Origin of the sequence: Aureimonas glaciei (genome assembly GCF_014643375.1) — a bacterium.
Classification (GTDB): Bacteria; Pseudomonadota; Alphaproteobacteria; order Rhizobiales; family Rhizobiaceae; genus Plantimonas; species Plantimonas glaciei.
Genome location: NZ_BMJJ01000007.1, coordinates 99847 through 117651, shown reverse-complemented (window position 1 = coordinate 117651; position 17805 = coordinate 99847). Strand labels below are relative to the sequence as shown.

Genomic DNA, 17805 nt, shown 5'->3' with positions numbered 1-17805 from the left:
CGCGCATGAGTGCGGCCAGGGGCGGGCAGGGGGCAGGGCTCGGCGCGGGGACGGCAAGCGCCGCCGGCGCTGTGGCGCGGCCTGCACCCTCGTTTCGCGTGCGATTGGCCGGAGCCCACTCCCGCCTGGCGGCCTTCCTGTCGCGTCAGGCCGAGACCGAGACGGAGGCGCGCACCGGTTTCTTTCTGATCCCGGCAGCTTTGATGCTCGGCATCGCCCTCTTCTTCGCCGGCCCGACGCCGGCGGGACTGGCGCTGGTCGGGCTGCTCGGCGGCGCGATCCATGCCGGCGCCCGCCTCGGCGCCCGATCGTCCGGCCCGACGCTGGCCCTGGCCGGACTCCTTCTTCTGGCAGGATACGGCCTGGCTGCGCTCGAAATGGCGCGGACCCGCACGACCATCTTTTCCGGCGAGGCGACGGTGCGGATAGACGGCACGGTCGCCTGGCGCGACAGGGATGACAAGGGGCGCACCCGCTATCTCATCGATGTCGCGGGCACGGAGCGGCCGCATCTGTCGCGTCCGCCGGAACGGGCGCAGATCCTGGTCTCGAGCCGCCATGCGCCGATCGACATCGGCGAGCGCTACCGCGGCCTCGTCAGGCTGCGCGCGCCCTCGGGTCCGGCCTATCCCGGCGGCTACGACTTCGCCTTCGGCAGTTTCTTTTCGCGCCTCGGCGCCACGGGCTTCGCGCTCGGGCCTCCCGATCCGGCCAGCGCCGAGACGGCGCCGCAGACGCTATCGCTCAAGCAACGCGTCAAGCGCCTCAGGCTGGCCGTCAGCGAGCGCATCCGCGACAGCATCGGCGGAGCGGAGGGCGCTGTCGCCACGGCGCTCGTCACCGGCGATCGGGCCGGCATTCCGGGCGATGTGGAGGAATGGCTGCGTACGACAGGCCTGTCGCACGTTCTGTCGATCTCCGGCCTGCACATGGCGCTCGTCGCCGGCTTCACGATGGCGCTCGTGCGGGGGTTGTTGGCGGCCATTCCCTGGTGCGCGTTGACCTGGCCGGTGAAGAAGATCGCCGCGGTGGCGGCGCTGGCCGTGTCGGCCTTTTATCTGATGCTGTCGGGCAGCAATGTCGCCTCCGACCGCTCCTTCATCATGCTGTCCATCGTCCTCCTCGCCGTCCTGTTCGACCGGCCAGCCCTGACGCTGCGCAATGTCGCCATCGCCGCGATCATCGTTCTGACGCTCGAGCCGCATGCGCTGATGACGGCGAGCTTCCAGATGTCGTTCAGCGCCACGGCCGCCCTTGTCGGCGTCTACGGCGGCTTCTCCCGCTGGTGGGCGCGGCGAGGCGCTGCCGACGGACCGCGCCCCCTGGCGACCCGAACGCTGGTGTTCCTGCTCGGACTCGGTGCCGCCTCGCTGATCGCCGGTGCGGCGACGGCGCCTTACGCTGCCTACCACTTCCAGCGCGTGGCACCCTACGGCCTCGTCGCCAATCTCATCGCCGTACCGCTGTTCTCCTTCTGGATCATGCCGGTGGCGCTGATCGCCATGCTGGCGATGCCCTTTGGGCTCGACGCGCCGTTCCTGGCGCTCATGGGGCACGGCCTGACGCTGGTCTTCGCCATCGCCCGTTTCCTGCATGAACGGCTGCCGGACGAGCCGACCGGCATCATGACGACGGCCGGTCTCCTTCTCCTGACGCTGGCGCTCGTCACCGGCTGCTTCCTGTCGAGCCGCCTGCGCTGGGCTGCCGTACCACTGGCCCTATGCGGCCTCGCGCTGGCGCCCGACCGCTCCGTGCGCCCGGAACTCCTGGTCTTCGAGGACGGGCGGGAGGTGGCGATGATCAATGCGGCGGGAAACCTGGTATCGCGGCGCGAGCGGCCGAATGCCTTCGTGTATGATCAGTGGCTGCGAGCCTTTCCGCCGCCGGCAGGCGCGGCGCAGAAGGCCCCGACCGCAAGTACGGCGTCGGCTGGGGCCGGCCAACCTTCGTCCGGCTTCGTTTGCGAGACCGTGACGCCAGCGACCGACGAAGTTGCGGCAGGCAACGCTGGCGCCGAGACGGGATCATTGGAGCAACTAGGGACTGGGACTGGGACTGGGACTGGGACTGGGACTGGGACTGGGAAACGTGCCGCAGATCGCACGACAGTGCAACGCGCTCAGGGCAGCGCGCAGACTTCACCCGCCCGGCGCCAGCGACCGATGTCGTTCTGCCGGGGAACCACGCGCAGCGGGATCAGGATCGCCTGGACCGACGATTACCGGCAGACAGGCCGGGCCTGCGACAGCGCCGACATCGCCATCGTCGCCCGCGCCATCCGGCTCGACGCCTGCCGCTCCGGCGCCCGGCTCATCACCTTGCGGACGCTGCGCCGCAGCGGATCGCTGGCGGTTGCCGGCAGGACCGGCGAAGAAGCGGCGGCCGTGACGTCAGCCATCGGCGCCAATCCGCCGGCGTGGAGCCAGCACCGGCTGGCGCCCTGGCCGGAGGCCTGGCGCCGACCCGAGACACCGCCGACACCGCATAACGGAGCGCCATCGCCGTCAGCGGAAGCCGGCGTCGCGGACGAGACCTTGCCATCGACCGACCCGCCCCCGATGGTCAGAGGCCCTGATCCAGAACAGTGACGGCAACGGGCGGCCAAAGAGAAGAGTGTCCTCGACCGCAATTCTGGACGCCCGACCGCCAGGGGCGGCGAAGACCTCGCGCCGCTGCTCAGTACTTGCGGATCAGCCCGACCAGACGCCCCTGGACCTTGACCCGATCGGAGCCAAAAATCCGCGTCTCGTAGGCCGGATTGGCCGCTTCGAGAGCGATCGTATTGCCGCGCCGGCGAAAACGCTTCAGCGTCGCCTCCTCCTCGTCGACGAGAGCGACGACGATGTCGCCCGGCGTCGCCGTGTCGGCGCGCCGGATGACTACGGTGTCGCCGTCGAGGATCCCTGCCTCGATCATCGAGTCGCCCTTGACCTCCAGGGCGAAATGCTCCCCGGCGCCCAGCATGTCCGGCGGGACGAAGATCTGGTGGCTGTTGTTCTGGATGGCTGAGATCGGCACACCGGCCGCGATCCGGCCCATCAGCGGAATGCCGACCGTGTTGTTCTCGTTGGAGACGGAACGCGGCCGCTTCTGCAGCGACGCGACTTCCGCCACCGGCTCGCTGCGCGAACGCGAGTTCTCGACGATGCTCGGCGTAAAGGCGGCCCGTTTCGGCATCTGCGCGACGGAGTCGGGCAGGCGCAGCACCTCCAGCGCCCGCGCGCGGTTCGGCAGGCGGCGGATGAAGCCCCGCTCCTCGAGCGCGGTGATGAGCCGGTGAATGCCGGATTTGGACCGGAGATCGAGGGCGTCCTTCATTTCGTCGAAGGACGGCGGCACCCCGACTTCCTGCAAGCGTCCATGAATGAACATCAGCAGATCGTGCTGCTTGCGCGTCAGCATCGGCGAGAATCCCTTAAAAACAAAACCTGAACAAACCTATCTGTTCTAGTTGTGTTCTGCAAGAGGCCGGCCCTTCGACCTCAGTCGAGGACGATGTAGCGGCAGGGATCGCCGGCTTTGGCCGCCGGCGCGAAGGGCTCGCGCAGGAGCAGCACGTCGGCATGGGCGTAGATCGAGAGGAGCGAAGAATCCTGCCGCCCGAACGGCGTGACGATCGGCGTCACTGCATGGCTGTGGCCGAGGCGGGCGCGGATGAAATCGGCCCGCAGGTCGTTCTCCGGCATGTCGGCGCCTAGGACCGCGTCGCGGTAGATCGGGATACGAGGAAACCCGGCGAGCGCCGCGACGAGCGGCTTCAGGAACAGGGTCGCGGCGACCATGCTGGAGGCGGGGTTGCCGGGCAGGCCGACGAGCCGCATCGGCCCGAAACGGCCGGCCATCAACGGCTTGCCCGGCCGCATCGCCACCTTCCAGAAATCGAGCGCGACGCCCCTCGACGCAAACACCTGTCCGACGAGATCGTGGTCGCCGACCGAGGCGCCGCCGATGGTCACGAAGATGTCGACGTTTTCCGCGCGCGCCCGGTCGAGGAAGCCGCCGATCTCCTCGGCGTCATCGTGCGCGATGCCGTAGTCGAGCGCCTCGGCGCCGGTGGCCGCCACCATGGCGGTGACGCCGTAGGAGTTCGACGCGACGATCTGGGAGGGGCCGACGCTCTCTCCGGGCAGGACGAGTTCGTCGCCGGTGGCCAGGATCGCGACGCGCGGCCGCCGGCGGACCGTCACCCGGGGATAGCCGCCGCTGGCGGCCAGCGCGACGGCGCCGGCCGTCAGGCGCGTCGAGCCTTCGAGGAGGACGTCGCCCGCCGAAAAATCGGCGCCGGCCTTGCGGATGTGCCGGCCGGTGACAGCCGGTTCGAGCGGCAACACTTTGTCGGGCGACAGGCGATCGGCGTTTTCCTGGATGAGGATGGCATCGGCGCCCGCCGGCACCGGCGCGCCGGTGAAGATCCGGACGGCCTCGCCGGGCCCGAGACTCCCGTTAAAGGCCCGGCCGGCCGCCGATTCACCGATGACGCTGAGCGGCACGAGGGTCGCGTCGGCATCGGCGGCCCGCAGCGCGTAGCCATCCATGGCCGAGGCGGCAAAGGCCGGCTGGGTGCGCAGCGCAACGAGATCGGCCGCGAGGATCCGGCCATGCGCGTCGTGAAGCGCGAGACTTTCCGTGCCCTCGATCGCAGCGGCGCCCTCCATCAAAAGGGCGAAGGCCGCGTCGACCGAGAGAAGGCTCACGCCGCGTCCGCCGACCAGTCGCCGGAGCGGCCACCGGATTTGGTGAGGAGCCGGATGCCGGAAATCTCCATGCTCCGGTCGACGGCCTTGGCCATGTCGTAGATGGTGAGGCAGGCGACGCTGACGGCCGTGAGCGCTTCCATCTCGATGCCGGTCTTGCCGCTGACGCGGGCCGTGGCGGTGACGCGAAGGCCCGGCAGCGCCGGCTCGGCTGATATGTCGACGGAAACCTTTTCCAGCATCAGCGGATGGCAGAGCGGGATGAGCTCCGACGTCTTCTTCGCTGCCATGATGCCGGCAATGCGAGCCACGGCGATCACGTCGCCCTTCTTGGCGCCGCCCGATTCGATCAGCGCCAGCGTCGCGGGCGCCATCAGCACCAGTCCTTCGGCGCGCGCGATGCGCACGGTCTCGGCCTTGTCGCCTACATCCACCATGGCGGCGGCACCCGTCGCATCGAGATGGGTGAGCCGGGTCTCGCTCACGCCGCCGCCTCGCGGCGTGTCCGCGTCAGCAGCGCGCGCGTCGCCGCCTCGACGTCGTCCTGCCGCATCAGACTCTCGCCTACGAGGAAGGTGGCGATGCCGACCCGGTCGAGCCGCGCGCAGTCGGCGGGGGTGGAGATCCCGCTTTCCCCGACGAGCAGCCGGTCAGCCGGCACGAGGGAAGCGAGCGTCTCGGACACGGCCAGATCGGTCTCGAACGTGCGCAGGTCGCGGTTGTTGATTCCGAGCAGGCGCGAGCGCAGCTTCAGCGCGCGCTCGGTCTCGGCCGCGTCGTGCACCTCGACGAGGACGTCCATGCCAAGCTCCAAAGCGGCGGATTCCAGCTCGGCGGCGCAGGCATCGTCGACGGCGGCCATGATGATCAAGATGGCATCGGCATTCCAGGCGCGCGCCTCCAGCACCTGGTAGGGATCGAAGAGGAAGTCCTTGCGCAGGGCGGGCAGGGCGGTCGCGGCACGCCCCGACATCAGGAAAGACGGACTGCCCTGGAAGGACGGCGCATCGGTCAGGATGCTGAGCGCCGCCGCGCCGCCGCGCTCATAGGCGAGGGCGAGAGACGGCGGATCGAAGTCCGTCCGGATCAGCCCCTTCGACGGGCTTGCCTTCTTGATCTCGGCGATGAGGGCGAAGTCGCCGGTCGCATGCTTGCGGCGCAGCGCCGCCTCGAACCCCCGCACCGGATCGGCGGCCGCGGCCGCCGCCTGCATCTCGGCTTCCGGCCGCGCGGCCTTGGCAGCAGTGATCTCCTGCCGCTTGTAGGTCTCGATCGCCTTCAGGATGTCGGTCATGCCATGCCTCCGCTGCCCCGGTTGGTGGCGGCGATCAACCGCGTGAGGGCGGCGAGCGCCCGGCCCGAATCGATCGAATCGCGCGCCAGGGTGAGCCCCGCCGAAAGGTCCGCGACGCGCCCGGCCATCGTCAACGCCCCGGCGGCGTTGAGGAGGGCGATGTCGCGATAGCCATTGATGTCGCCCTCGAGGACGCCGCGCAGCGCCACCGCATTGGTCTCGGCGTCGCCGCCCTTGATTTCCGCGATGTCGGCCCGGCGAAGACCGAGTTCTTCCGGCTCGATCGCGCGACGCTCGATCACGCCGTCGCGCAGCGTGACGATGTCGGTGCGGCCGCAGACGGTCATCTCGTCCAGTCCGTCCCCGTAGACCACCCACGCGTTCTTGGCGCCGAGCGTGCGCAGGGTTTCCGCCAGCGGCATCAGCCAGTCCGGCGAGAACACGCCGACGAGGAGGTGCTCGACGCCCGCCGGGTTGGCGAGGGGGCCGAGCAGGTTGAAGATCGTGCGGGTGCCGAGCTCGACACGCGTCGGGCCGACGAAGCGCATGGCGGCATGGTGGGTCGGCGCGAACATGAAGCCGAGGCCGGCCTCGGCGATCACGCGCGAGATCTCGGCGGGGGTCAGGTCGACCTTGACCCCGAGAGCCATGAGCACGTCGGCCGAGCCCGAGCGCGAGGAGAGGGCGCGGTTGCCGTGCTTGGCGACGGTGATTCCGCAGCCGGCGAGGATGAAGGCGGCACAGGTCGAGACGTTCAGCGTCCCGGCATGGTCGCCGCCGGTGCCGACGATGTCGACCGCGTCGGCAGGCGCCACCACTTTCAGCATGTTGGCGCGCATGACCGAGACCGCGCCGGCGATCTCCTCCACGGTCTCGCCGCGCACGCGCAGCGCCATCAGGAAGCCGCCGATCTGGGCGGGCGTCGCCTCGCCCGCCATCATCACGCCGAAAGCCTCTTCGGCCTCGGCGCGCGTCAGCGCATCGCCATTGGCAACCTTGGCGAGAAAGGGCTTCAGCGTCTGGCTCATTGCGGCGAGGCCTGCGTCGCGCTGATCGCCGCGGGATAGGTCACGACCGGCGTGTCGTCACGGAGGCGGGTGACATAGGCCTGCAGGAAATCGTTCGACAGCATGGCGTCGAGCTGGGCTCCCTGGCCCTGCGGCAGGTTCGACAGAGGATCGGCGGGTGCGGCCACCTGCGTCACCTTGAACAGCAGCTTGGCCTTGCCATCCACCGCGTCGGCGATGGCGACGAGGCCGGAAGGGCCGGAGAAGAGCGCGCGCACGCCGTCCTCCCCGATCTCGGTGATGCCGCTGCGGCGGGTCGCCGCCGTCACCGTCTGCTTGGCCAGCTGCTCCGAGGCCGCCACCGCGTCCAAGGTCTCGCCGGCGTCCAGGCGCTTCTTCAGCTCTTCCGCCTTGAGGCCGAGCAGACGGCGCGTCTCCTCCGTCTTCCAGTCGGTGACGACCCTGTCCCTGACCTCGGCCAGCGGGCGCTCGTGCGCCGGGTCGACCTTGGTGACGTCGAAGAAGACGAAGCCGGTGGTGCCGATGCGCACCGGCGCGTTCTCGACGCCGACGTCGCTGTCGAACGCCACCTGCAGCACCTCCTGCTGCACCGGCAGGTCGGGCACAATGGCGCCGTCCGGGGTCTGTCCCGACTGCGAGATCGCCGCGATCGTCTTCACCGGCAGACCGGCTTCCTTCGCGGCTTCGGGCAGCGTGGCGCCGCCGCCGCGGGCCGCGTCATAGGCGTCATAGGCCCGCCGCACTTCGTCGCTGGCCGCCTGGAGCGCGATATCCGTGCGGATCTGATCCTGGACCTCGGCCAGGGGCTTGCGGCTCTCCGGCTGGATCTCGGTGACGCGCAAGAGGACCGGGCCGAACAGGCCCTCGACGACGTCAGACACCGTGTTCGGGGCCAGAGCGAAGGCCGCGTCGGCGATGGCCGGGGCGGGAATGGCGGATTTGGCCAGGAGGCCGAGCTCGGTGTCGGCGACGCTCCGCCCGCTTTCGGTCGCCAGGTCCTCGAAGGTCTTGCCGGCCGAGAGGGAAGCCTTGGCCGCGTCGGCGGCGGCCTTGTCGGGATAGACGATCTGCTGGACACGCCGCTGCTCGGGCGTCGTGAACTTCGCCCCGTCCGCCGCATAGGCTTCCTGGATCTGGGCCTCGGTCACCTTGGCGGGATCGGCGATCGCCTCGGGGGTCAGTGTCGCATATTCCAGGCCGCGGTATTCCGGCGCGGCGTAACGCTGTTTGTTGGCCTCGAAATAGGTCTGCAAGGCATCCTCGGCCGGCTCGGCGATCGGCTCCACCGCGCTCGCGGGAATCGTCAGATAGTCGGCGGTGCGACGCTCGCCGTCATAGAGACCGAAAGCCTGCATCACGAGATTGGGGGCGCTCGCGCCTTCGGCGACCGCGTCGACGATCTGGCTGCGCACGGCCGCCTCCTCGCGGTTGCGGATGAAGTCGTTCTCGGTCATCCCGACATTGCCGAGAAGATCGCGGAACGTGGCGCGGGAGAAGCGGCCGGCCTGGTCGTGGAAGGAGGGGTCCTCGGCGATCAGCTGGGCCAGCCGATCCTCGGACATGCCGAGGCCGAGCGCGCGGCCCTGCTCGTCGAGCACGGCTTCGGCGACGAGCTGGCTGAGGACGCGCTGGTCGATGCCGTTCTCGATCGCCTCTTCGCGGGTCGGGCGACGGCGCAATTGCTGCGACAGCTGCACCTCGGCCTGGCGATAGGCGAGGCGGTAGTCCTGCGTGGTCACTTCGGTGTCGCCGGCGGCGATGACGGCGTTGGACGAGCCGCCGTCGAAGAATCCGGAAAATCCGGTGACGACGAAGGCAACGACCACCACGCCGAGCAGCACCTTGGCTGCCCCGCCGGAGACGCTCTTGCGAAGACTGTTCATCATCGACCGGATTCTCCCGCAGCCGTCCGCGCCCCTGCGCCGCCGGCTTCATGTCCATGATTTGGGTCCATCGCCGCCCTTGGGGCAGATACAGGCGATCCCTGCCGGTGGACGCGCCGGCGGGCCATTCCTGCACTATTAGGAAAATGCGGTGCCCGGGCGCAAGCCGGCGCCATGATTGATTTCGCCTTTCTTCGCGTTTAGGCAGGCCCGACGGGGGGCGCCGATACGCGGATGGGGGAATGATGAGCAACCGAACGCTGATCGCGGGTAACTGGAAAATGAACGGCGACAGGGCGGCGCTGGCCGAACTCGGCCGGATCGTCGCGGCGCAGCCGAACCTGTCGGCGCGCTGCGACCTCTTGATCTGCCCGCCGGCCATCCTGTTGTCGGAGGCGGTCACGATCGCCGGTTCGAGCGTCGCGATCGGTGGACAGGACTGCCACGCCGACCCGAGCGGGGCCCACACCGGCGACATCGCCGCCGAAATGCTCGCCGACATCGGCGTGACCCATGTCCTCGTCGGCCATTCGGAGCGGCGCGCCGACCATGGCGAGAGCGATGCGGTCGTTCGCGCCAAGGCCCTGGCCGCGTGGCGCGCAGGGCTCGTCGCCATCGTCTGCATCGGCGAGACCGAGGACGAGCGCAGCGCCGGCCAGACCCTCGACATTCTCGGCCGGCAGCTCGCCGGCTCGCTGCCGGACGGCGTCACCGCGGCGTCGACGGTCGTCGCCTACGAGCCCGTCTGGGCGATCGGCACCGGAAAGACGGCGACGGTCGCGGATGTGGAAGAGGCGCACGCCTTCATCCGCACCACCCTGACGGCGCGTTTCGGCGCGGCGATTGGCTGCGCGGTCCGCATCCTCTATGGTGGCTCGGTGAAGCCATCGAACGCGGCCGAACTTCTCGGCGTCCGCAATGTCGACGGGGCGCTGGTCGGCGGAGCGAGCTTGAAGGCTGACGACTTCATCGCAATATGCCAGAACGCGCCCCAGCACTGACCGCCCTCGGCGCGAAAGCGTTTGGAATAAGTCGAACCCTCCTATAGAAGGCGCGCGTCTCCTCAAAAGTCGTGTGCGAAGCTGATCATGGATACTGTCCTCATTATCGTTCATCTGATGATCGTGCTTGCGCTGATCGTCGTCGTGCTGCTGCAGCGCTCGGAGGGCGGGGCGCTGGGCATTGGCGGCGGCGGTGGCGGCGGCCTGATGACCGCGCGCGGCGCCGCCAACGCCCTGACGCGGACGACGGCGATTCTGGCTGGCCTGTTCTTCATCACCTCGCTCGCGCTCGGCCTGACGGCCCGCTACGGCTCGCAGCCGACGGACATTCTCGACCGCCTGCCGGCCAGCGAAAGCGGCGTGCCGGGTGCGGCCGGGGCAGGGGCCGCGAGCGGCAATCTGCTCGACCAGCTCGGCGGCCTCCCGGCCGACACCGACGCCCCGCCGGCACCCGCAGCACCGGCCACCGGCACGGCGCCCGCAACGGGCACGGCGCCCGTGACCGGTACCGCCCCGGCGGACGACGCTGCCGACCAGCCGGCGGCAACGCCGCAGACCGAGGCTCCCGCCGCAACACCGGCAACCGAGCCGGCTGCATCGGCGAGCGAGCCGACCACCGAGGCGCCGGCAACGGAGGCGCCGGCAACCGGCACGCCTTCCAGCAGCGAAGCGCCAGCCGACGCGCCGGCATCGGCTGCACCGTCCACATCCGACGCCGCACCGACCAGGCCGGCCACCCCGCCGGCGGGGCAGACGGCGCCGGCCCAGTAAGCCGGCCACGGCCGACATCTTCGACAGGGCGCTCCGGGCGCCCTGTTTCATTTTGCGGTCCGAAGTTTGTCTGGCCGAATCGACCCACAGCAGTTAACTGGAAGCCCCATGGCGCGATATATTTTCATCACCGGCGGCGTGGTCTCATCTCTTGGAAAGGGCATCGCCTCGGCGGCCCTCGGAGCCCTGCTCCAGGCCCGCGGCTATCGCGTGCGCCTGCGCAAGCTCGACCCCTATCTGAACGTCGATCCGGGCACGATGAGCCCGACGCAGCACGGCGAGGTCTTCGTCACCGACGACGGCGCCGAGACCGATCTCGACCTCGGCCATTACGAGCGCTTCACCGGCCGGCCGGCCAACAAGATGGACAACATCACCACCGGCCGGATCTACAAGGACATCATCGCGCGCGAACGGCGCGGCGACTATCTCGGCGCCACCGTGCAGGTGATTCCGCACGTCACCGACGCGATCAAGGACTTCGTCCTCGACGGCAACGAGGAGTTCGACTTCGTCCTCTGCGAGATCGGCGGCACGGTCGGCGACATCGAGGCCATGCCCTTCATGGAAGCGATCCGCCAGCTCGGCAACGACCTGCCGCGCAACGGCGCCATCTACATCCACCTGACGCTGATGCCCTATATCGCCACTGCCGGCGAGCTGAAGACAAAGCCGACGCAGCATTCCGTCAAGGAGCTACGCTCCATCGGCATCCAGCCCGACATTCTTCTGGTGCGCGCCGACCGGCCGATTCCGGTCGAGGAGCGGCGCAAGATGAGCCTGTTCTGCAATGTCCGCGAGACCGCCGTGATCCAGGCGCTCGACGTCGCCACGATCTACGACGTGCCGATCGCCTACCATCATGAAGGCCTCGACACCGAGGTGCTGGCCGCTTTCGGCATCGACCCGGCGCCGAAGCCGAAACTCGAGCGCTGGAAGCACATCTCGCTCGGCATCCATAATCCCGAGGGCGAGGTCACCATCGCCATCGTCGGCAAATACACCGGCCTGAAGGACGCCTACAAGTCGCTGACCGAGGCGCTGCAGCACGGCGGCATCGCCAACAAGGTGCGCGTCAAGCTCGACTGGATCTCGTCGGAAGTCTTCGAGGCCGAGGATCCCGCGCCCTATCTCGAGCGCGTCAACGGCATCCTCGTGCCCGGCGGCTTCGGCGAGCGCGGCGCCGAGGGCAAGATCCTCGCGGCGAAATTCGCGCGCGAGCACGACGTGCCCTATTTCGGCATCTGCTTCGGCATGCAGATGGCCGTCATCGAGGCGGCCCGTTCGCTGGCCGGCATCACCGACGCCGACTCCACCGAGTTCGGCCCGACAGCGGAGCCGCTGGTCGGCCTGATGACGGAGTGGATGCGCGGCAACGAGCTGGAGCAGCGGGCGCGCGAGGGCGACCTCGGCGGCACCATGCGGCTCGGCTCCTACCACGCCGACCTCGCCGCGGGATCGCGCATCGCCGAGATCTACGGCGCCACCGACATCACCGAGCGCCATCGCCACCGCTATGAGGTGAACCGCGCTTACCGCGAGCGCCTCGAGGCCGCCGGCATGATCTTCGCCGGCATGTCGCCGGACGGCTTGCTTCCCGAGACGGTCGAATTCCCGAACCATCCCTGGTTCATCGGCGTGCAGTACCACCCCGAGCTGAAATCCCGCCCGTTCGAGCCGCACCCGCTCTTCCGCAGCTTCATCGCCGCGGCGCTGGAGCAGTCGCGGCTGGTCTGACGCGCGGCGTCCCATGAGGTCCGCGGAACGGTGACGCTTTTTCTTCTCCCCTCCGGGGAGAAGGTCGCGGCAGCGGGAAGAGGGAGCGCCGCCCGATCGGTCCTTGCCGCAAGACAGGACTTTCGCGTCGTCGCCTTCGGCACCCCTCATCGGCCTGCCGGCCACTTCTCCCCGAAGGGGAGAAGAAGAAGCTGACGCGCTGCGGCGTTTCCTTGGTCCTCATCCTGAGCCTGTCGAAGGACGAGGACCACGCGCAGGCCGTACCGACCCTCGTCCTTCGACAGGCTCAGGATGAGGGTGATCCGTTGTTTGTCGGCTTCGGGCACGGGTGAGCGCCGTGGCGCCGATTGAAGAGGCGCCTTGCATGCAGCAGCCACGCAATCCCCGCCGCATCGACCACATCGTCATGCCCGTCACCTCGCTAAGCGCCTCCCGCACCTTCTTCAAGACCCTCGGCTTCACCGTCGCGCCGGCGGCATCGCACCCCTTCGGCACCGAAAACGCCTGCGTCTTCTTCGCCGACGGCACCTATCTCGAGCCCCTCGCCATCGGCGACGCCGCGTCCCATGCCGCGGCCGGGCAAAGCGGTGCCATCTTCGTTTCGCGCGACACCGCCTTCCGCTTCCGCCGCGGCGCACCCGGCTTCTCCGGCATCGCCTTCAAGACGGATGACGCCGAAGCGGACTGGTGCGCCTTCCGCGACGCCGGCCTTGCCGACGGCGACCTCTTCCAGTTCGCCCGGACCTTCGAGGCGCCGGACGGCACGCGGCGCGAGCTCGGCTTTCGCCTGGCCTTCGCCGCCGACCGCCGCTCGCCCGACCTGTTCTTCTTCGCCTGCCAGGCGCTCGCCAAGCCCGGCGACCGCTCGGCGCTGACCCGCCACGCCAACGGCGTCAGCGGGATCGCGCACCTGGTGCTGTCTGAACCCCAGCCGCAAGATTTTCAGCCGTTGCTGCAGGATCTGCTGGGGCGGGAGGATGCCGAGACCGGCCCCGAGGGCCTCCGTCTCGCCGCCGCCGATGCGGTGATCGAGGTGCTGACGCCGGCAGGGCTGGCGGGGCGCTATGGCGCCGAGCGGAACGCCGAACGGGGGCTGCGCTTCGAGGGCGTCGTCGTCCGGGTTCCGGATCTCGGGTCGGTGGAGGAGCGCGCATCTCGAGGCGGCCTGAACGCCCGGCGGGAGGGCGATTGCCTGGTCGTGCCGCTCGCCGAGGCGGGCGGGCCGTTTCTCGCCTTCGAAGCCACGGCCTGACGGCAGCCGGCGATCCCCCGGATCAATTTCTCGAAACGAGTTCAATCCGTCGCAGGTCTGGTCTAAGAGGCTTCCAACGCGTCAGCAGAGGAGTGGGCCATGACCGCGATCATCGACATCATCGGACGGGAAATTCTGGACAGCCGGGGCAATCCGACGGTCGAGGTCGACGTCATCCTCGAGGACGGCTCGATGGGCCGTGCCGCCGTTCCCTCGGGCGCCTCGACCGGCGCGCATGAGGCGATGGAACTGCGCGACGGCGACGAGCGCTACATGGGCAAGGGCGTGCTCGGCGCGGTCGACGCCGTCAACGGCGAGATCTTCGAGGCGCTCGGCGGTCTCGAGGCCGAAAGCCAGATGCGCATCGATCAGATCATGATCGAGCTCGACGGCACCGCCAACAAGAGCCGGCTCGGTGCCAACGCCATCCTCGGCGTGTCGCTCGCCGTCGCCAAGGCCGCCGCCGATTCCTCCGGCCTGCCGCTCTACCGCTATGTCGGCGGCGCCTCGGCGCATGTCCTGCCGGTGCCGATGATGAACATCATCAATGGCGGCGCGCATGCCGACAACCCGATCGACTTCCAGGAATTCATGATCATGCCGATCGGCGCCGAGAACTTCTCGGAAGGCCTGCGCATGGGCGCGGAGGTGTTCCACACCCTGAAGAAGATGCTGAAGGCTGCCGGCCACAACACCAATGTCGGCGACGAGGGCGGTTTTGCCCCGAACCTCGGCTCGGCCAAGGAAGCCCTCGATTTCGTCATGCAGGCGATCGAGAAGGCCGGCTACAAGCCCGGCGAGGACATCTTCCTGGCGCTCGACCCGGCCTCGACCGAGTTCTTCAAGGACGGCGTCTATGATCTCGCCGGAGAGGGCCGCAAGCTCTCCTCGCCCGACATGGCCGCCTATTACGCCGAGCTCGCCGCCGCCTATCCCATCGCCTCGATCGAGGACGGTATGGCGGAGGACGACTGGGACGGCTGGAAGGCGCTGACCGACAAGATCGGCGCGACGTGCCAGCTGGTCGGCGACGATCTCTTCGTCACCAATTCCACGCGCCTGCGCCAGGGCATTGCCCAGGGCGTCGCCAACTCGATCCTCGTCAAGGTCAACCAGATCGGCACGCTGACCGAGACGCTCGACGCCGTCAGCGTGGCCAACCGCGCCGGCTTCACCGCCGTGATGTCGCACCGCTCCGGCGAGACCGAGGATTCCACCATCGCCGATCTCGCCGTCGCGACCAATTGCGGACAGATCAAGACCGGCTCGCTGGCGCGCTCCGACCGGCTCGCCAAGTACAACCAGCTCCTGCGCATCGAAGAAGAGCTCGGCGAACAGGCCGTCTACGCCGGCCGCTCGGTCCTGCGTCAGGGCTGACGGCTGCGGTCAGGAAGTCCGCACCTGCACATCAGTGGAAAGACGAGGGGGCCCGCCGGAAACGACGGGCCCCTTTCTACTCTACCCGCGCCGAGCGATCGCCGAAGACGCGGGAGCGGCCGAACATCCATTCGCGCCAGGTCAGCCGGTTGCCATAGCGCTCCAGCGTGGCGCTGCGCTCGTGTTCGCCGAACTGAACGTAATTGATGACGGCGACGAAGCCGATGCCGCCGAGCGTGTTGCCGAGAAAGACCGGCAGGATGAAGTTGGGCCACAGCGCCCAGAAGGCGGTCTCGCCGCGGAAAGCCAGAAACAGCACCTCCACCGACGACGTCACGACGTGGAAGAAGCCGCCGACGCCGATGAAGTACATCAGCAGCCAGACGATCATGATGCGGGAAATGGTGTCCCGGGCGGCGTGGATCAGCCACACCATGGAGGCGACGACGACGCCGGCGACCAAAGCCTTGGAGAACAATGCGCCCCAGGTCAGCCCGACGGCGTGGCGGGCGTTCTCCAGCGCGACGTTGAAGGCGCCGGGGTCGAGGACCTCCGTGAAGGCGACGAGTGCGGCATTCATCGCCGCGCCCAGCATGTTGGCGACGAAGACAACGATCCAGAGGCGCAAGAGATTGGCCAGGCTCGCCAGCTTCGTCAGGACGAGAGTCACGGGAGTCAGCGTGTTCTCGGTGAACAGCTGATAGCGGCCGACGACGATGATGACGAAGCCGAGCGGATACATCAGATTGCCGACAATGCCGGGGCTCGTTTCGCCCGCGTGGTGGGTGAAGATCACCCGCGCCAGGAAGGTCACGCCCAGCGCCAGTCCCGCTGCCAGGCCACTCCAGAACAGGAACTTGCTCGACGCCGCCAGTTCGTGGTCGGCTGTGCCCAGCACGCGCGCAAAAACTTCCTCAAAAGCGAAATAGTCGGATAGGGTTTCGCCGACGTCCGGCGGGTTTTCGATCGCCTCAGGGGCATGATGCGCGGCCGGCTCCTCCACTGCGGTGGCCTGGACGATTTCCCGTTCGGAAGATGCCATGCGTGTCACACTCCAAAGCCGACGGCGGGGGATGCCGTCAATGGCTACAGAGCGCGGCAACGGGGACGAAGTTCCTTGGCGCAGCGCGGCTTCGCGACATGCCAGGCTTAACCGGGCCTTAAAGCTCGGATGGCAGAATGAGCGCAAGGAGAGCCCGATGCGCACAAGACAGCACAGAAACTCGAAGATGGGGCGCCTGATCGTGCCCGCGATCACGCTGAGCTTCCTGGCCTATTTCGCGTTTCACGCGCAGAGCGGCAAATACGGCATCGGCTCGAAGGAAATTCTGGCCAGCGACCTCGCCGGCGCGCAGACGCGCTACGAACAGTTGCTGAATCGCCGCGAAAAGCTCGAACGCCGCGTTCAACTGCTGCATGACGGCACGCTGGAGCGGGACATGATCGACGAGAGCGCCCGCCGGCTTCTGGGTTATTCGGCCACGGACGAAGTCACCATCATGCGCTGACGCAGTCGGTAACTGATATTCAGTTAAACGTGCTGCAGAGCAGCATTTTAACTGAATACTGGTATATTAGACGACCGTCGCTTGCTCTGCCACGGCGCCCGCTTATACTCCGCCCAAACTCGCACCCAACCGGGCGCGGGGCTGATCGGAGGGCGCGATGGCGACCATCAAGCAGAAGAAACCCGCTGCCGAGTACGGGGACGCCGCCGTTCCCGATTCGGCTGCCGACATCGTCCGCACCCTGGAGCATTTCGACGCTCCGGCCCCGAGCGAATTCACCCGCGACGAGGAGCTGTCGGCCTACCGCGACATGCTGCTCATCCGCCGCTTCGAGGAGAAGGCCGGCCAGCTCTACGGTATGGGCTTCATCGGCGGCTTCTGCCATCTCTACATCGGCCAGGAAGCGGTCGTCGTCGGCATGCAGATGGCGCTGAAGGAAGGCGACCAGGTCATCACCGGCTACCGTGACCATGGTCACATGCTGGCCACCGGCATGGAGTCGCGCGGCGTCATGGCCGAGCTCACCGGACGTCGCGGCGGCTATTCGCGCGGCAAGGGCGGCTCGATGCACATGTTCTCCAAGGAGAAGAAGTTCTTCGGCGGCCATGGCATCGTCGGCGCGCAGGTGCCGATCGGCACGGGCCTCGCCTTCGCCAACCGCTACAACGGCACCGACGCCATCTCGCTCACCTATTTCGGCGACGGCGCCTCCAACCAGGGCCAGGTCTACGAGAGCTTCAACATGGCCTCGCTGTGGAAGCTGCCGGTCGTCTACATCATCGAGAACAACCGCTACGCCATGGGCACCTCGGTCAGCCGCGCCTCGGCCGAGACCAATTTCGCCCATCGCGGCCTGTCCTTCAAGATTCCGGGCATTCAGGTCGACGGCATGGACGTACGCGCCGTGAAGGCCGCCGGCGATCTCGCCGCCGCCCACTGCCGCTCCGGCGCCGGCCCGATCATCCTGGAAATGATGACCTACCGCTACCGCGGCCATTCCATGTCGGATCCGGCAAAATACCGGTCGCGCGACGAGGTGCAGAAGATGCGCTCGGACCACGACCCGATCGAGCAGGTCAAGCAGCGGCTGATCGAGGCGCACGGCCTGTCGGACGACGAGCTGAAGGCGATGGACAAGAAGGTGCGCGACATCGTCGCCGACGCCGCCGACTACGCCCAGAACGACCGCGAGCCCGATCCGGCCGAGCTCTGGACCGACATTTACGCCGACATCGCGCCCCAGGCGACGAAGTAGAGGAT

15 protein-coding genes are annotated in these 17805 nt (G+C 68.3%); 8 read left to right on the top strand and 7 right to left on the bottom strand.

The window, feature by feature from the left end; genetic code table 11:
- The first annotated feature begins 5 nt into the window (after positions 1–5).
- Positions 6–2588 carry a ComEC/Rec2 family competence protein gene (locus tag IEX88_RS15085; protein WP_188852126.1) on the top strand — a complete coding sequence of 861 codons (2583 nt, stop codon included), beginning with the start codon at positions 6–8 and terminating at the stop codon, positions 2586–2588.
- 88 nt (positions 2589–2676) lie between these two features.
- Here the strand turns inward: IEX88_RS15085 and lexA are convergent, their stop codons facing one another.
- The 6 genes from lexA to IEX88_RS15055 form a co-directional block, all read right to left on the bottom strand.
- Positions 2677–3402 (bottom strand): transcriptional repressor LexA, encoded by a 726-nt coding sequence (lexA, locus tag IEX88_RS15080; protein WP_188852124.1) that lies wholly within the window; start codon positions 3400–3402, stop codon positions 2677–2679.
- Positions 3403–3482: 80 nt separating this feature from the next.
- Positions 3483–4694 (bottom strand): molybdopterin molybdotransferase MoeA, encoded by a 1212-nt coding sequence (locus IEX88_RS15075; protein WP_188852122.1) that lies wholly within the window; start codon positions 4692–4694, stop codon positions 3483–3485.
- Complete coding sequence (gene moaC / locus IEX88_RS15070) at positions 4691–5179, bottom strand: cyclic pyranopterin monophosphate synthase MoaC (RefSeq protein WP_188852120.1); 489 nt, start codon at positions 5177–5179, stop codon at positions 4691–4693. Before moaC ends, IEX88_RS15075 begins: the two co-directional genes overlap by 4 nt.
- Positions 5176–5988: an indole-3-glycerol phosphate synthase TrpC gene (trpC, locus tag IEX88_RS15065; protein WP_188852117.1), complete on the bottom strand. Its 813-nt coding sequence runs from the start codon at positions 5986–5988 to the stop codon at positions 5176–5178. Before trpC ends, moaC begins: the two co-directional genes overlap by 4 nt.
- Positions 5985–7016, bottom strand: coding sequence for an anthranilate phosphoribosyltransferase (gene trpD / locus IEX88_RS15060; protein ID WP_188852115.1), 1032 nt, complete (start codon positions 7014–7016; stop codon positions 5985–5987). Before trpD ends, trpC begins: the two co-directional genes overlap by 4 nt.
- Positions 7013–8902, bottom strand: a complete 1890-nt coding sequence (locus IEX88_RS15055) for a SurA N-terminal domain-containing protein (RefSeq protein ID WP_188852113.1) — start codon at positions 8900–8902, stop codon at positions 7013–7015. Before IEX88_RS15055 ends, trpD begins: the two co-directional genes overlap by 4 nt.
- A gap of 239 nt (positions 8903–9141) precedes the next feature.
- On the opposite strand from IEX88_RS15055, the gene tpiA reads away from it, so the two are divergent.
- The 5 genes from tpiA to eno all read left to right on the top strand — a co-directional run bounded on the left by tpiA (position 9142) and on the right by eno (position 15037).
- Positions 9142–9900 carry a triose-phosphate isomerase gene (gene tpiA, locus IEX88_RS15050; RefSeq protein ID WP_373289597.1) on the top strand — a complete coding sequence of 253 codons (759 nt, stop codon included), beginning with the start codon at positions 9142–9144 and terminating at the stop codon, positions 9898–9900.
- An 87-nt stretch (positions 9901–9987) separates the two neighbouring features.
- Positions 9988–10671: a preprotein translocase subunit SecG gene (gene secG / locus IEX88_RS15045; protein ID WP_188852111.1), complete on the top strand. Its 684-nt coding sequence runs from the start codon at positions 9988–9990 to the stop codon at positions 10669–10671.
- A 108-nt stretch (positions 10672–10779) separates the two neighbouring features.
- Positions 10780–12408, top strand: coding sequence for a CTP synthase (gene pyrG / locus IEX88_RS15040; RefSeq protein ID WP_188852109.1), 1629 nt, complete (start codon positions 10780–10782; stop codon positions 12406–12408).
- 364 nt (positions 12409–12772) lie between these two features.
- A complete protein-coding gene (locus IEX88_RS15035) occupies positions 12773–13660 on the top strand; it encodes a VOC family protein (RefSeq protein ID WP_188852107.1) in 888 nt (295 codons plus the stop codon).
- 99 nt (positions 13661–13759) lie between these two features.
- Positions 13760–15037, top strand: coding sequence for a phosphopyruvate hydratase (eno, locus tag IEX88_RS15030; RefSeq protein WP_188852104.1), 1278 nt, complete (start codon positions 13760–13762; stop codon positions 15035–15037).
- A gap of 76 nt (positions 15038–15113) precedes the next feature.
- Here the strand turns inward: eno and IEX88_RS15025 are convergent, their stop codons facing one another.
- Entirely contained in the window at positions 15114–16079 is a 966-nt protein-coding gene (locus IEX88_RS15025) for a formate/nitrite transporter family protein (protein ID WP_188852102.1), read from the bottom strand.
- 187 nt (positions 16080–16266) lie between these two features.
- On the opposite strand from IEX88_RS15025, the gene IEX88_RS15020 reads away from it, so the two are divergent.
- Together IEX88_RS15020 and pdhA are read left to right on the top strand one after the other, a co-directional pair.
- Entirely contained in the window at positions 16267–16545 is a 279-nt protein-coding gene (locus tag IEX88_RS15020; protein ID WP_308423849.1) for an FtsB family cell division protein, read from the top strand.
- Between the two features lie 157 nt (positions 16546–16702).
- Positions 16703–17800 (top strand): pyruvate dehydrogenase (acetyl-transferring) E1 component subunit alpha, encoded by a 1098-nt coding sequence (gene pdhA / locus IEX88_RS15015; protein WP_188852100.1) that lies wholly within the window; start codon positions 16703–16705, stop codon positions 17798–17800.
- The last annotated feature ends 5 nt before the right edge of the window (positions 17801–17805 follow it).

What these genes read in the sequence shown, in the direction of transcription:
- IEX88_RS15085 (WP_188852126.1), top strand. Translation starts at nt 6, where the DNA reads ATGAGTGCGGCCAGGGGCGGGCAGGGGGCAGGGCTCGGCGCGGGGACG.
- lexA (WP_188852124.1), bottom strand. Translation starts at nt 3,402, where the DNA reads ATGCTGACGCGCAAGCAGCACGATCTGCTGATGTTCATTCATGGACGC.
- trpC (WP_188852117.1), bottom strand. Translation starts at nt 5,988, where the DNA reads ATGACCGACATCCTGAAGGCGATCGAGACCTACAAGCGGCAGGAGATC.
- trpD (WP_188852115.1), bottom strand. Translation starts at nt 7,016, where the DNA reads ATGAGCCAGACGCTGAAGCCCTTTCTCGCCAAGGTTGCCAATGGCGAT.
- IEX88_RS15055 (WP_188852113.1), bottom strand. Translation starts at nt 8,902, where the DNA reads ATGATGAACAGTCTTCGCAAGAGCGTCTCCGGCGGGGCAGCCAAGGTG.
- tpiA (WP_373289597.1), top strand. Translation starts at nt 9,142, where the DNA reads ATGATGAGCAACCGAACGCTGATCGCGGGTAACTGGAAAATGAACGGC.
- secG (WP_188852111.1), top strand. Translation starts at nt 9,988, where the DNA reads ATGGATACTGTCCTCATTATCGTTCATCTGATGATCGTGCTTGCGCTG.
- pyrG (WP_188852109.1), top strand. Translation starts at nt 10,780, where the DNA reads ATGGCGCGATATATTTTCATCACCGGCGGCGTGGTCTCATCTCTTGGA.
- IEX88_RS15035 (WP_188852107.1), top strand. Translation starts at nt 12,773, where the DNA reads ATGCAGCAGCCACGCAATCCCCGCCGCATCGACCACATCGTCATGCCC.
- eno (WP_188852104.1), top strand. Translation starts at nt 13,760, where the DNA reads ATGACCGCGATCATCGACATCATCGGACGGGAAATTCTGGACAGCCGG.
- IEX88_RS15025 (WP_188852102.1), bottom strand. Translation starts at nt 16,079, where the DNA reads ATGGCATCTTCCGAACGGGAAATCGTCCAGGCCACCGCAGTGGAGGAG.
- IEX88_RS15020 (WP_308423849.1), top strand. Translation starts at nt 16,267, where the DNA reads ATGGGGCGCCTGATCGTGCCCGCGATCACGCTGAGCTTCCTGGCCTAT.
- pdhA (WP_188852100.1), top strand. Translation starts at nt 16,703, where the DNA reads ATGGCGACCATCAAGCAGAAGAAACCCGCTGCCGAGTACGGGGACGCC.